Origin of the sequence: Gilliamella sp. wkB7, from assembly GCF_001693435.1 — a bacterium.
Lineage (GTDB): Bacteria > Pseudomonadota > Gammaproteobacteria > Enterobacterales > Orbaceae > Gilliamella > Gilliamella apicola_N.
The window spans coordinates 2,508,869-2,523,672 of record NZ_CM004509.1 but is presented as its reverse complement, the minus strand read 5'-3'; the positions used below and the strand labels follow the sequence as shown (position 1 = coordinate 2,523,672).

Here is a 14,804-nt window from a genome sequence, read left to right as displayed (position 1 = left end):
TATTATCTTGCTGCTAACTTCTGCAATAACTCGTAAGATTTACCGCTATGCATCATATCGATCGCGCGTTTTGCATTCTGTTTAATATCAGCTTGTCCAAACAAACTCATCAACATCGCTACATTGACAGCTATTGCTGCTTCATGAGCAGGTTTACCATGACCTTGTAAAATCGCAATTAACATATCACGATTCATCTCTGGCGTACCGCCCTCAATATCTTTTACTGTATAAGTTGGTAAACCAAAATCTTCTGGCGTTAAAGTAAAATAACGAATTTCGCCGTTTTTAACTTCACCCACTTGGGTAGCACCATGAATCGCTACCTCATCCATCCCTGCCCCGTGTACCACATAAGCATGAGTATAGTTAAGCATTTTTAATGTTTCTGCAATAGGTTGGATCAAATCAGGATGATAAACCCCTAGTAAAATACGTTTAGGACGAGAAGGATTAATCAATGGTCCTAATACATTAAAAATAGTACGTGTTTTTAACTGTTGTCGTACTGGCGCTGCATGACGGAACCCTGAATGATACTGCTGGGCAAACAAGAAGCAAACACCTAATTCATCTAGGGCTTTACGTGATGCTTCGGCTGGCATATTTAATTTAATTCCCAAAGCAGATAACACATCAGAAGATCCCGATTTGCTCGACACGCCACGATTACCATGTTTTGCCACTTTATAACCCAATGCAGCGGCTACAAAGGCACTGGCGGTTGAAATATTAATACTGTTCGTACCATCCCCACCTGTACCGACTATATCGGTAAAATCATAATCAGGTATATCAAAACTATCTGCATTTTCAAGTAAAGCCTGCGCTGCTCCCGCAATTTCATCTGGTTTTTCGCCACGCACTTTCATACTGATGATAGCCGTTGCTAATACCGTTGGCTCAATTTTACCTTGAATGATGAGGTTGAAAAGTATTTTGCTTTCTTCCTGCGTAATTGTTTGGCCTAAATACAACTTATTTAATATTGGTTGAATATTGTATTCTTGTTTATCAACAATTGCTTTTTGCTGATTAGGTTCGGCTATTTTTTGTGGTGGATTAAGTGCCCAAGCTATGGTTTGCTCTAACAGTTTTACACCTTGAATGGTTAAAATCGATTCCGGATGAAACTGAAAACCACAAACTCGATCCTCATCATTGCGCACAGCCATTACAATATTGTTGCCAAGTGCATTAATCGTGAGCGTTTTGGGAATATTCTCACCTTTTAAAGAATGATAACGCGCAACGGGCAATGGATTAGGCAACCCTGCAAACATCGCTTGCTCATCATGCTCAATAAGCGATGCCTTACCATGTAAAATATCACCCGCCGGCACAATACTGCCGCCATAGGATTCAACAATAGCTTGATGCCCAAGGCAAATACCAATGATTGGTAATTTACCTTTTAACCGTTTTAACAGTTCAGGCATAGAGCCCGCTTCGCTTGGTGTGCCAGGACCTGGAGATAACATTAAAATAGGATTTTGCATTTGTGATAATTTTTCAATAATCACATCGGCAGGAATCGTATTACGATAGACAGTCACACAATGTTTGCTATTACGTAATTGATCAACCAAGTTATAAGTAAATGAATCAATATTATCAATAAATAAGATATTAGCCATTAGAATACACCTTCTACATTATGTGCTGTCATAATCGCCCTAACTACTGCGCGAGCTTTATTACGTGACTCGTCTGATTCGGACTGAGGATCCGAATCCAACACCACTCCCCCACCAGCTTGCACTGTGGCTATGCCATCTTCAACATAAGCACTGCGAATCACAATACAGGTATCAAGATCACCATTTGCGGTAAAATAACCTACCGCTCCGCCATAACTACCCCGTTTCACTTTTTCGGATTCGGCAATTAATTGCATTGCACGTACTTTTGGTGCGCCAGTTAATGTACCCATATTCATCGTGGCTTTATAAGCATGTAATGCATCTAAATCTTGACGTAGCTGACCCACAACCCGAGAAACCAAATGCATCACAAACGAATAGCGATCGACTTTCAACAACTCTTTAGTATAACGTGTACCCGGCTCACAAATACGAGCTAAATCATTGCGGGCTAAATCAACCAGCATTAGGTGCTCAGCCAACTCTTTTTTATCAGTTCGCATCTCAAGTTCTAAACGACTATCCAAATCATGGTCAATATCGCCATTTTTGGTCAGACCTCGTGGGCGTGTGCCAGCAATAGGGTAGATTTCAACTTGATTGGTTGCCTTAGTATATTTAAGTGCACTTTCAGGTGAAGCACCAAATAACACAAAATCTTTATCTTGCATATAAAACATATAAGGACTTGGATTATTGGTTTTTAGTACTTGATAAGCTGATAATGGTTTTGGACAAGGCAATGTAAAACGTCTCGATGGTACTGCTTGAAAAATCTCGCCTTGCTGAATGGCATCTTGCATTTTTTTTACGATGGTATTGAAATCATCATCGCTCTTATTGCAACTTACATCGATTTTGGCAAGCGATTGGCTATCAATTGGCTTCATCGGTTTGCTTAACGTTGTTTGTAGCTCATCCAATCTTTGCGTTAATCGTTCAATTTCTTTAGTGTCAGACGTAAATGCGGTTGCTTTTAAAATGGATAGATGATCTTTATGATTTATTTCTAATAGTGTTTCAGCTAAATAAAAACAGAAGTCTTGGCAACGCTGTTCAGAAGATAAAATTGGTAGATTTTCAAATCCCGCGACCAGATCATAACAAAATAATCCGCCAACAAAAACCGCATCTGGACTGGAATTTTCTGGTACATTAACGACTGTTAACAAGGTTCTTAATGCATCAAATACCGACAAAGATTTCAAACGTGAATCCTCATCTTGCAGATGATCAATATCAGGAAAAACTAATGTTAATATTTGCGCATTAGCGAACGTTTTAACCACTTTATCGTCAACGGCTTGTTGCAACAAAGGTAATAGTTTTTCACCATTGGTTGTTAACGCTTCAATAGTGACTTTGGTATTCAGCGCTGAAATGCGCAAAGCACTATCAACAATCATCACACTTTTAATGCCTTGCTTATTATCAATTTCAGCCGATTCAAGCAGCAACGTTGCAGGTCGGCTATCACACAATTGATAAAACACCTGAGTCGGATCTTGATAATAACCGATAGTTTTGGTTATTTGAGTTAATGTTGGCTTATTCATTGTTGACTCTCTATGTTTAAATTTTTATTCAGACGAATTCTTTTAATATCCTAAAACTAAAAAACCCGCATTAAGCGGGTTTTGCGAAAAAGACTATCCATCATCACATTACCCGCAAAATGAACCACACCACCAACCGAAGTAAGCGAATGAACGAGTAATAAGATGTAAAGATTGTATTTTCATGATGTTATCGGTATAAAATAAATTTTGTACTATTAAACTAGTTCAATGATGCAATGTCAAGTGAATATTTTATGTTCGATGAATAAAATTTAATTTTTATAAAATAAAAAAGCGCGTTGATTAATCCGCGCTTTTTATTATCAACGTAATGGCATTTCCGATTGAACTACTTTAATCGGCTTGCTTCTGGTTTTAGATTGAGAAGTTCTCACATGGTTTGTGATCCACAATTTATGGTGAGGTTGACATTGAGGACCTAAGTAGATCTTTTCAAGATAATCTTCTATTTTGCCATAATTAACAAATAGACTACTCGCATAAGCATAATTTGTCGGTGCTTGTATTAACTCATCTGCAATATTGGTAATATAAATCATCCGACACTCATCTTCATCCTCAAAAGCGGCATGCTTGACTAAACATGAGATAGGCATCAATGCTAAAGCAATCAATTGATCCAAATTAGTTATTTTTTCGATTATCTCTTTTTGCTCAGATTCTTTAGGATTTTTAAAAAAATCAATAATTTCTTTGATTTTTTCTAATTTTTCTCTAATTCTAGTTATTTTTTCTTTTTCTTTTTCTTTTTCTTTTTCTTTTTCTTTTAGCAAGTTTAAATAATCTTCCCATTTATCATCAATTTTTTCAGGAGAATCACTTTGATGTTCTAAATAAAAGGAGTACTTGTTACGTTTAGCAATACTAATGTAGCCATTTTTTGGATCAAAGTAGAGACAACGGAATAAAGGCAAAGAACCAACAGAAGATGTAATATTTTTTTCAGCAACATTTTCAGGATTTTTTGGGTTTGAATTTTCTTTTAAATCATTTTGTTGCGAACTTAAATTTTCATATTTGAATAAAGAATTAATACCCTCGGAGTTAATAGTTCGCTTAATATTTTTACTAAAAAATTCCTGATTAAAAACCACACTGACACTTGAACCGACAATATTGTTTTCATTACCATAAAGCCTGAATTGATTTAATGAATTATGATTAAATGAAAAACTAGCTAAAAACGTTTTGATTTCATTATTATTTTCAGTATTTATACCTAACCAATAAGTTAAAACTTGGTTTTCTGTCGGATCATTCATAAAATCAACCACATTCAAACGAAAGTCACTTAGTTTATTTTTTAAAAGATTAAATAACACTTCTGGTTTGGTGTAATGAGCCACTTGTCGCTCAAATACTTGTCCATCATTATTTTCAGATTCATTTAAATTAAACTTTACAAGTAATTCTTTTTGTATGTTAATTGTTAATTCTCTAATATCACAAATTTTGGCAACCAATTTATCTCTTTGTTTTTCTTTAAATATTGATGAATCTTTATTGCTAATCACAGATAACATCATTTGAGCAATAATATAACTTTTAAATGAATTATCAGAATAAGCCACATTTTGATAATATTCTTCTGGTGATTTTAAATTAGTTTTTGTTTTTTCAAAGAAATTATTATCACCTAATTTTCTTTGTGCTTTAAAATAACTATCTGGATCATCTTGCTTTTCAACATTTAAATAAAAACGTTCAGCTTCCTCAATATTTTGTTTATTTTGATAAATAACACCTAAATTAAATTGTGCCGCAGCATATGCCACTGGATTATCTTGCTTTTCAATTTTTAAATAATAGTGTTCAGCCTGCTCAATATCTTGTTTATTTTGGTAAATAAGACCTAAATTAAATTGTGCCACAGCATATGCCGCTGAATTATATTGATTCTTAATATTTGAATAATATACTTTTGCCTTATTAAATTTATTATATTCATATTGGTAAATAATACCTAAATGCAATTGTGCTACAGCATATAATTCTAGATTATCTCGCTCTTCAATTCTTGAATAATATTCTTCTGCCCACTCAAAATTATTATATTCAAATTGGTAAATAAACCCTAAATGTAATTGTGCTGCAAAATATACACCTGAATTATCATCCTTTTCAATATTTAAATAATATTGTTCTCCCCGCTTAATGTTATGTTTTACTTCTTGGTAGATAATACCTAAATTCAATTGCGCTTGAGCATATGCCTTTGGATTATCTTGCTTTTCAATATTTAAATAACAATGTTCAGCCTTCTCAATGTTATGTTTTTCTGTTTGGTAGATAATACCTAAATTCAATTGTGCTCGAGCATATACCTCTTTATTATCTTCCTTTTTAACCTCTAAATAACATTGTTCAGCCTTCTCAATGTTATGTTTTTCATTGTAGTAAATAACACCTAAATTCAATTGTGCTGCAGCATATATATCTGGATCGTCTTTATTTTCAATCTTTAAATAATGTTTTTCAGCTTTATTAACGTTATGTTTTTTATAGAAGTAGATGATACCTAAATAAAGTTGAGCTTTAGCGTATATATCTGAATTTTCTTTCTTTTTGATTTTTTTAAAATGTTCTATTGCTTGTTGCCAATCTTCTTTATATTCATAATAAATTTTACCCAAATCATACTGAGCCTCTGCATATTTTTCTGCGCCATCTTGCCGAGTAATTTTTTTGAGTTGCTCAATTAGTTGTTCAATGTCTAACTCTGTATTTTGTTGTTCCATTCCAATTCCTTTTTTTATTATTTTTATAATCAATTAATAGTATTTAAGGTATTACACTGTTAATAATATTAGGTATACTTTTTAGTCATTTGATTTTATCAACAGTTCAATAAAATACGAAAATATTTTGTTAATAGATTTTATTTTGAACAATTTTATTATAAATATGTTTACGTTTATAAGTAGAATCAATGCAAGAAGCTATTTTAATTTCATATAGTTATGTAAATTAATAATTTGTCAAAGTATCTTATAGCGATTAAAATGATTTACACTTTTAAATTATCCCTAAAAACCAGAGAATTTAACTTATGCCTATATTTTATCTTCTTATTGCAGTGATTGTTTTACTTGCTCTAGTAACTGTTTTTAAAGCCATTACCATTGTGCCACAAGGATACCAATATACTATTGAGCGTTTTGGTAAATATACTCATACTCTTGAACCAGGTTTAAATATTATTATTCCTTTTATGGATGGTGTGGGTCGTAAAATTAATATGATGGAACAAGTGCTTGATATTCCATCTCAAGAAGTCATTTCTAAAGATAATGCTAATGTGCAAATTGATGCAGTTTGCTTTATTCAAGTCCAAGATGCCGCAAGAGCCGCTTATCAAGTCAATCAACTTGAACGTGCAGTGATTAATCTTATGATGACCAACATTCGTACCGTACTCGGTAGTATGGAACTTGATGAGATGCTATCGCAACGTGACCACATTAACTCAAAATTACTGAGTATTGTTGATGATGCAACCAGTCCTTGGGGCATTAAAATCACCCGTATCGAAATCCGAGATGTGCGTCCACCGGCAGAGTTGATTGCAGCCATGAATGCACAGATGAAAGCTGAGCGTAATAAGCGTGCTGAAATTCTAGAAGCTGAGGGGATCCGCCAAGCCGCTATTTTACGTTCCGAGGGTGAAAAACAGTCTGAAATTTTAAAAGCCGAGGGTGAAAAACAAGCCGCATTTTTACAAGCTGAGGCTCGTGAACGTGCCGCAGAAGCGGAAGCAAAAGCGACACAAATGGTATCGGATGCGATTGCCGCTGGTAATATTAATGCAATTAACTACTTTGTTGCGCAAAAATATACTGAGGCATTACAACAGATCGGCGCTTCAGATAACAGTAAAGTGGTAATGATGCCGCTTGACGCTTCATCGCTGATGGGAAGCATTGGCGGTATTGCGGAATTAATTAAAAATTCTAAATAATCGGTATTAAATTAAGTTTAAGTAACACAAATTTCCTAGCTGATAACCAATTAGCTAGGAGATAATTGAAAAATATATTTCAATCAATAAATGAAAGGTAAAACCAATGTCTGATTTTTTAATGGTTATTTATGATTCTCCTCACTGGGTATTTATTGCTTTAGGCGGTCTGTTGCTGATTGCTGAACTATTAGGAACGGGCGGATATGCACTCTGGAGTGGAATTGCAGCCATTGTTGTTGGTTTAATCGCTTGGATTTTACCTTTATCTTGGCCTGTTTTGTGGATCCTTTTTTCGATTTTCACTCTCACTTCAGCTTATATTTGGTGGGTTGTATTAAAAAAACGAGATCACAATCAATCACGAAAAAATCAGATCAATCAACCTCAACAGGAGTTAATTGGCATTAAAACGGTTGTTACCGATGCGATTATTAATGGTTCAGGGCGAGTTAAAATTAAAGATGGGACTTGGTCAGCAAGATGTGATAAAGATCTCGACGTTGGTCAATCAGTTGAGGTTATTTCAATTAATGGTTTAACTTTGCATGTAAAACCTTTAAATCATGAGTGATATTGTATTGGTTGAATTAATCAGAAACAATTTAATTACAAGGCACGTCATTGACGCGTTTTTTTATGGTCATAATCGAAAATACTCAATAGCTAAAATGAGCAGTTAATCGGTCAACTCTCGTCATTAATTCACTCAATCCTAAATATTATTTCGGGTATTTCGCTTAACTTAAATAGTAGTTCGCCCAAATCATTTTCCAATTCAACAATCATTCGAGTGTTCACCAGTGGTGAAATAGAAAATTGCGCAGCGGTTTTTTTAAACTGAATACTTCTACCGTTTCTACAAAATATTTCAACGCATCTAAACGATTCAATCATGATCTCATTTTTTGGAATTGTATTTTCTTATTTTAGGCATTGTAAGAGATCATTTAGGAGATTACAATTTAATCGATAGCTTTATAAAAAAGCAACTATCTAATAAAACAACCTCACTTTTAGATAATGGATAAGGATTCAATTATGAATGCATTAATCTCTCGACGTCGTTTTTCAAAATTATCTACCACTGTCGGAGCCGGTATGGTGTCTGCTCGTACAGCCCCGATTACCCCAACCGCCCAAATGAAATATCACTACACAGGCGGTAATGTAAAAACAAAAGCCTACGCCGCTTTTGATGAATCGGGAGAACTGCGTCCATGGGAGTTTGAACGTCGTCCTGTAGGAGATAATGATATATTAATCGAAATCAAATACGCCAGCATTTGTCATTCAGATATTCATCAAGAAAAAGGCGACTGGGGCAAAATGACCTATCCGCAAGTACCGGGTCATGAGATTGTGGGCATTGTTGTTGCTGTTGGGAAAAATGTGACCAAATTTAAAATAGGTGATCGTGCAGGTGTGGGTTGCATGGTTGATTCTTGTTTAAAATGTGAAAGCTGTAAAAATGGTTTAGAACAACATTGTGACAATCAACAAACGATATTCACCTATGGCAATCCAGACAACCGTGAGCCAACCACAATCACTCAAGGCGGTTACTCCAGTCACATTGTAGTACGCGATCATTTTGCGGTACATATTCCTGAAAACATCAATCTACAAGAAGCCGCGCCATTATTGTGTGCTGGCATAACTACATATTCGCCATTAATGAAATACAAAATCAATAAAGGTGATAAAGTCGGCGTTGTCGGCATTGGAGGTTTAGGACACTTAGCGGTGAAAATTGCTATTGCCAAAGGAGCCAAAGTCTATGCCTTTACTACGACGGCTGAAAAAGAACAAGATATCCGTAAACTTGGTGTGGAAGAAGTGATTGTAGTCGATGATCTTAGTAAATTACAACCTTATAAAGGCAAATTAGATTATATGATTGCTACCGTGCCAGAACAGTTTGATGCAGCACAATACGCGGCAACTGTAAAACCATTCGGTTATTTTACCGTGGTTGGAATGGGGAAAAATTTTATGCTTGATATTAATAATATTGTATTGTCACAGTCACGGGTAAATTTTAATGCTTCAATGATTGGTGGTATTGCTGAAACTCAAGAGCTTTTGGAGTTCTGTTCTCAAACAGGAGTGCGCCCACAAATTCAAATGATCAGTGCAAATCAAATTAATCAAGCATGGAAAGATGTGGTAGCGAAAAAAGCACGCTTCCGCTATGTGATTGACGCTGCTACCATTTAAATTAAATTAGCAAATTAAAGGCAAAACGTATCATCAAACATCATTAGAACCAAAAGTCGTATTAAATTAACGGCTTTTGGTTTAAGGATATAAAGATACGGCTTTCCGATAGTATAAATCTTCACGAAAAAAGCAGGAAAAGTTCACATCATTGACAAGATTTTTGATATTGCTTTTATCCTGATGAGTTAATAATAATTAAATCAAAAATTGACGATATCTTTCTAAAAAATAGAGCATTAGCCATTACATGCAAGATAGAATTAGGCAACGAGCAAAAGCTTGTCAACATGGAAATCTTTCCAAGAAAATCAAATTAGAGCAAATTAAATAGCAATCTATTTTTGAATTCGTAAATTTATTTATAAAAAATGCTCATCAACCGATATTGATTGATGAGCATAAAATGAAAATTGATTATTTATCACTACCATTAGGATGCCTGATTAATAGAACATCCTAATGATGATTAACTAATGTGACATAGACGTTTTTACACCACCTTCTGGAATAGGTACATAAGCGGTTTCTTTATCGGTTCTATGTTTGTTATTACGAACTTTTAAAGCTGTCTTAATACCAAAGAAGATAATGCTATAAACAACGACCAAGAATAGAATGCTTAAGCCTGCATTAGTATAATTGTTGATTACAATATGGTGCATGTTATCAATTTGCTGTTGCGTTAATGAACCGCCCTCAGCGATACGACGTTTATACTCGCTTGCTAAATAGAAGAATCCTTCTAATTGGGGATCATTACTGAATAATTTCAATGCTAATGCCCATGTTGTACAAATTAATAACCATATTGCTGGAATAACTGTTACCCAGACATATTGCGCTCGTTTCATCTTAATTAATACAACAGTTGCAAGCACAAGCGCCACAGCTGCTAACATTTGGTTAGAGATACCAAATAATGGCCATAAGCTCTTAACTCCACCTAATGGATCCACAACGCCTTGATAGAGTAAATAACCCCATAGACCAACACAACCTAATGTGCCGATAAAGCCTGCTACTAGCGAATCTGTTTTTTTCAAGAATGGTACAAAGTTACCTAATAAGTCTTGTAACATGAAGCGACCAGATCGCGTACCAGCATCTAATGCAGTAAGGATAAACAGTGCTTCAAATAAGATCCCAAAATGATACCAAAAGCCCATATTGGCGCCCGGAAGAATTTGATGGAATACATGAGCAATCCCCACTGCTAACGTTGGTGCGCCTCCAGCACGATTTAGTACAGATGGTTCACCAATATCTTTTGCAGTTTGTAGGATTTCTTCAGGTGAAATGACAAATCCCCAAGAACTTACCGTTGCAGCAGCATGTGTTGTGACATCCTTTAATTGTGCCAAAATCACTGGTGCTTCATCAGTTCCAAGTTTATGCAAATCTGGCATGGTGATACCTAACGCCGCTGGCGGAGTATTCATCGCAAAATAGAGACCCGGTTCAATAATTGAGGCTGCAACTAAAGCCATCATTGCCACGAAAGATTCCATTAACATTGCACCATAACCAATAAAACGTGCGTCTTTTTCATTAGCCAATAATTTTGGTGTAGTACCTGATGAAATCAGTGCATGGAATCCTGAAACCGCACCACAAGCAATGGTAATAAACAAGAATGGAAACAACGAACCTTTCCAAACAGGACCTGTACCATCGACATATTGGGTAACGTCTGGCATTTTTAAGTCAGGATTTAAAATAACAATACCTATTGCGAGACCAACAATTACCCCGATTTTTAAGAAAGTCGCTAAATAATCGCGTGGTGCTAAAATTAACCACACTGGTAACATAGCAGAAACTAATGCATAACCCACAAGAACAAAGGTGATTGTGGTTGCCTTGAACGTTAACGCGGGTCCCCAATAAGGATCATGAGCAATAACACCACCAAACCATATTGATAAGATTAATAACACAATACCAATAACTGAGACTTCTAAAACTCGTCCTGGTCTTAGGAATCGCATATAAATACCCATAAATAAGGCAATTGGTACGGTTGAGCAGACGGTAAATACCCCCCAAGGACTTTCAGCTAATGCTTTAACAACGATTAATGCTAATACGGCTAGTATAATTAGCATAATTAAAAAACAACCAAATAAGGCAATGGTTCCCGGAAAAGGCCCCATCTCTTCTTTTATCATTTCACCCAATGATGAACCATTACGGCGTGAAGATAAGAATAGAACCATAAAGTCTTGCACCGCACCAGCAAAAACGACCCCAGCAAGTAACCAAAGTGTGCCCGGTAAATAACCTACTTGTGCAGCAAGAACAGGACCAACAAGAGGACCCGCACCAGCAATAGCAGCAAAATGGTGACCAAACAAGACATATTTATTCGTTGGCACAAAGTTTAAACCATCATTATTAATGACAGCCGGAGTTGCGCGAGTAGGATCGAGTTGCATCACTTTTGAGGCGATATACAAACTGTAATAACGATATGCAACAAGGTAAATTGATACCGAAGCGGCAACAATCCAAAGTGCGCTAACATGTTCACCACGCCTTAAGGCAACAACAGCAAGGCAACATGCTCCAACAAGGGCCAAGATTAGCCATGGAATATGCTTAAAGACTTTATTATTCATAATAATTCTCTTTATAAGTTTAAAATTAATTAGTTTGATACTTAAGTCCATCAAAACAGATGCTATTTAACGATTGTTACGAATGATTAATAAAAAATTTTTAACATTACTCAAAAATTAAATCCACATAATTTCAATGGATTAATATATCAACTAACGGTCCTTTTACGTTCGAGAATATAGTAATTTTTAACTTGTAAAAATAGTAATAATATTTAAGTTTCAGGTTAGATTAAGACTATGAGTGGTCAAAATTAGACGCTAAGCGGTAAAACGTTATTGGTAAAACATCTACCCGTGAAGTATGCTTATGTCCAATTGTTATAAACCTAACTTTTCTTTAAGGAATTTTAAATAACGGCGACTGACCGGAACAGATATATCATTGATAAAAATGACATCCACACCGCCAGCATCATTAAAACGGATTTCTTTCAGTTTTTTTAAATTAACTAGGTATTGTCGATGACAACGTATTAAAGGTGTTTTGTCTTCAAGTGTTTTTAAGGTTAATTCAGTAAAATATTCATTATTGGATTGATTAAAAACATAAATTCCGCTGATTTTCGATGAAACATAAAAGACATCCTCCAAATTTAACAAGTAAATTCGATTATGACCAACACATGGAATGTATTTTAAACCCTGATTCACTTCTTTTAGTTGGTTAGTATTTCCTAATAAACATTGGTGATGTAAACGATAGAGAGTTTTATTTAATCTTTCTTGTTCAACTGGTTTAAGTAAATAATCAAAAGCTTGTTCCTCAAATGCTTTGATAGCAAATTCACCATAAGCTGTTAAAAATACGATCCTAGGCTTTGTTTGTGGGTCAAGCATAGATAACATTTCAAAACCGTTTATTTTGGGCATTTGAATATCCAAAAAAACAACATCTGGTTGCAGCCGATGAATTTCACGAATTGCTTCCATAGCATTATTACATTCAGCAATAATAGATATTTCAGGATCAGTTTCTAATAAGCAACGTAAATTTTCGCGTGCGGGTAATTCATCATCGACAATAATAACTTTTAACATTGAACATTCGTATCCTTTTGCAAAGGCAAGGTTAACATTACTTTAGTATATTCATCTGGTTCACATTCTATATTGATACCATATTTTTCACCATAACGAATCTTAATTCGTTTATCGACAAGATTAAGTCCTAATCCTTTATTATCTTTTTTATTTTCACAGTAATTACCAGCATTATCAATCACTTCTAATATTATCGATTGGCTATTGGCATGAGCGCGAATAATTACTTTACCTATACCTATCAATTGTGAAGTACCATGTTTTATCGCATTTTCAACAATGGGTTGTAGTGAAAATGCCGGCAATTGTACAAATTCTAATTCGGTTGGAATATCAAATTCGATAGTCAACTGCTCCATAAAGCGCATTTTTTCAATTTGTAAGTAAGCATTAACATGCTCAAGTTCATCTTTTAAAGAGGCTATCTCTTCAGTTCTTTTTAAGTTTTTTCTAAAAAAAGTAGACAGATTTTGAACTAATTGCGAGGCCTGCGTTTTGTCACGACGTATGACAGCAAGCAAAGTATTTAACGCATTAAATAAAAAGTGAGGATTCACTTGTGCATGCAGTAATTTAATTTCTGTTTTAGAAAGCAGTTGTTTGTAGTGTTCATTCTGACCTGCTAAAATTTGTGCCGATAACAGACTGGCGATACCTTCACCAAGCGTTCGATTTATTGAACTAAATAAGGTATTTTTTGCTTCATACAATTTAATTGTGCCAACAACAGTATTATTTTCACCTCGAAGTGGTATAACCAAAGTTGAACCTAAACGGCAATTTTTACTTATTGAACATTGATAAGGTTGATGAGCCCCATCAAGATATTGTACTTCATTTTTTTCAATCGCCTCTAAAGTGCTATTGGATGTTATTAGCGTGCCAGGTTTATGATGATCATCACCAATACCAATAAAAGCTAATATTTTTTCTCGATCGGTGATCGACACTGCACCAATATCAAGTTGTTGATAAATAATTTCAGCAACTTTAGTACTATTACGTTGATTAAAACCATCTCGCAATAAACCTTCTGTACTAACAGCAATTTTTAATGCTCTAGCTGAGAAAGCCGAAGTGTACCTTTCAAATATTGCCCGTCTATCTAATAAAATCCGCATAAACATCGCGGCGCCAATACTATTGGCAACAATCATGGGTGCGGCAATACTTCTAATAGCGTGCGAAACGACATCAAAAGGTCGAGAAATGATTAGTATTAATATCATTTCAAGTGATTCTACTAATAATCCTAAAATACCCACTAAAAACGGATTATAGATAAGATCGACCCGCCCTTTTTTCATTAATACATAGTGGAGCAGACCGCTTAATAGACCCGTTAAGATTGTTGATAACATACAACTTTCAGCAGTAATACCACCCATCAAATAGCGATGGAATCCACCAGTAATACCTACAAGAAACCCAACTATAGGTCCACCAAGGAGTCCACCTAAAATAGCGCCTATAGCACGTGTATTGGCAATCGTATCTTCAATATGTAAGCCGAAATAGCTTCCCATAATACAAAATAAAGAAAAGATAAAATAACAAACTAATTTGTGAGGTAAATGCACAGTAACTTGCATAAGAGGAATAACAATGGGTGTTTTACTTAGTAAATAAGCGATCACTAAGTAAACACACATTTGTTGTAGTAGCTGTAATACAAGATCAAATTCAAACATAATATTGCTACCAAATCGAAATCATCAAAAATTTCGATAAAAGATTA

9 protein-coding genes are annotated in these 14,804 nt (G+C 34.9%); 3 read left to right on the top strand and 6 right to left on the bottom strand.

Annotated features, from left to right (window positions below; genetic code table 11):
- Positions 1-2: 2 nt before the first annotated feature.
- The 3 genes from trpD to A9G17_RS11155 form a co-directional block, all read right to left on the bottom strand.
- A complete protein-coding gene (trpD, locus tag A9G17_RS11165; protein WP_065738771.1) occupies positions 3-1,637 on the bottom strand; it encodes a bifunctional anthranilate synthase glutamate amidotransferase component TrpG/anthranilate phosphoribosyltransferase TrpD in 1,635 nt (544 codons plus the stop codon).
- Complete coding sequence (locus tag A9G17_RS11160) at positions 1,637-3,199, bottom strand: anthranilate synthase component 1 (protein ID WP_065738770.1); 1,563 nt, start codon at positions 3,197-3,199, stop codon at positions 1,637-1,639. The genes trpD and A9G17_RS11160 overlap by 1 nt, the downstream gene beginning before the upstream one ends.
- A gap of 326 nt (positions 3,200-3,525) precedes the next feature.
- A complete protein-coding gene (locus tag A9G17_RS11155) occupies positions 3,526-5,994 on the bottom strand; it encodes a tetratricopeptide repeat protein (RefSeq protein WP_141677590.1) in 2,469 nt (822 codons plus the stop codon).
- Between the two features lie 278 nt (positions 5,995-6,272).
- Between A9G17_RS11155 and A9G17_RS11150 the strand changes: the two genes are divergently transcribed.
- The 3 genes from A9G17_RS11150 to A9G17_RS11135 all read left to right on the top strand — a co-directional run bounded on the left by A9G17_RS11150 (position 6,273) and on the right by A9G17_RS11135 (position 9,401).
- The gene (locus A9G17_RS11150; RefSeq protein WP_065738768.1) at positions 6,273-7,181 is read left to right on the top strand and encodes an SPFH domain-containing protein; all 909 of its coding nucleotides are present in this window, start codon (positions 6,273-6,275) and stop codon (positions 7,179-7,181) included.
- A 106-nt stretch (positions 7,182-7,287) separates the two neighbouring features.
- Entirely contained in the window at positions 7,288-7,755 is a 468-nt protein-coding gene (locus A9G17_RS11145) for an NfeD family protein (RefSeq protein ID WP_065738767.1), read from the top strand.
- Between the two features lie 467 nt (positions 7,756-8,222).
- Positions 8,223-9,401: an NAD(P)-dependent alcohol dehydrogenase gene (locus A9G17_RS11135; protein ID WP_218059727.1), complete on the top strand. Its 1,179-nt coding sequence runs from the start codon at positions 8,223-8,225 to the stop codon at positions 9,399-9,401.
- Between the two features lie 473 nt (positions 9,402-9,874).
- Here the strand turns inward: A9G17_RS11135 and A9G17_RS11130 are convergent, their stop codons facing one another.
- The 3 genes from A9G17_RS11130 to A9G17_RS11120 form a co-directional block, all read right to left on the bottom strand.
- On the bottom strand, positions 9,875-12,022 hold the full coding sequence (locus tag A9G17_RS11130; RefSeq protein ID WP_373271487.1) for a carbon starvation CstA family protein: 2,148 nt from the start codon (positions 12,020-12,022) through the stop codon (positions 9,875-9,877).
- A gap of 321 nt (positions 12,023-12,343) precedes the next feature.
- Positions 12,344-13,063 carry a two-component system response regulator BtsR gene (gene btsR / locus A9G17_RS11125; protein WP_065738764.1) on the bottom strand — a complete coding sequence of 240 codons (720 nt, stop codon included), beginning with the start codon at positions 13,061-13,063 and terminating at the stop codon, positions 12,344-12,346.
- Positions 13,057-14,757 carry a sensor histidine kinase gene (locus A9G17_RS11120; RefSeq protein ID WP_065738763.1) on the bottom strand — a complete coding sequence of 567 codons (1,701 nt, stop codon included), beginning with the start codon at positions 14,755-14,757 and terminating at the stop codon, positions 13,057-13,059. Before A9G17_RS11120 ends, btsR begins: the two co-directional genes overlap by 7 nt.
- Between the last annotated feature and the right edge of the window lie 47 nt (positions 14,758-14,804).

Bases quoted from the DNA above. Each gene is read 5' to 3' on its own strand.
- A9G17_RS11120 (WP_065738763.1), bottom strand. From the start codon at position 14,757: ATGTTTGAATTTGATCTTGTATTACAGCTACTACAACAAATGTGTGTT.
- btsR (WP_065738764.1), bottom strand. From the start codon at position 13,063: ATGTTAAAAGTTATTATTGTCGATGATGAATTACCCGCACGCGAAAAT.
- A9G17_RS11150 (WP_065738768.1), top strand. From the start codon at position 6,273: ATGCCTATATTTTATCTTCTTATTGCAGTGATTGTTTTACTTGCTCTA.
- A9G17_RS11145 (WP_065738767.1), top strand. From the start codon at position 7,288: ATGTCTGATTTTTTAATGGTTATTTATGATTCTCCTCACTGGGTATTT.
- A9G17_RS11135 (WP_218059727.1), top strand. From the start codon at position 8,223: ATGAATGCATTAATCTCTCGACGTCGTTTTTCAAAATTATCTACCACT.
- A9G17_RS11130 (WP_373271487.1), bottom strand. From the start codon at position 12,022: ATGAATAATAAAGTCTTTAAGCATATTCCATGGCTAATCTTGGCCCTT.
- A9G17_RS11160 (WP_065738770.1), bottom strand. From the start codon at position 3,199: ATGAATAAGCCAACATTAACTCAAATAACCAAAACTATCGGTTATTAT.
- trpD (WP_065738771.1), bottom strand. From the start codon at position 1,637: ATGGCTAATATCTTATTTATTGATAATATTGATTCATTTACTTATAAC.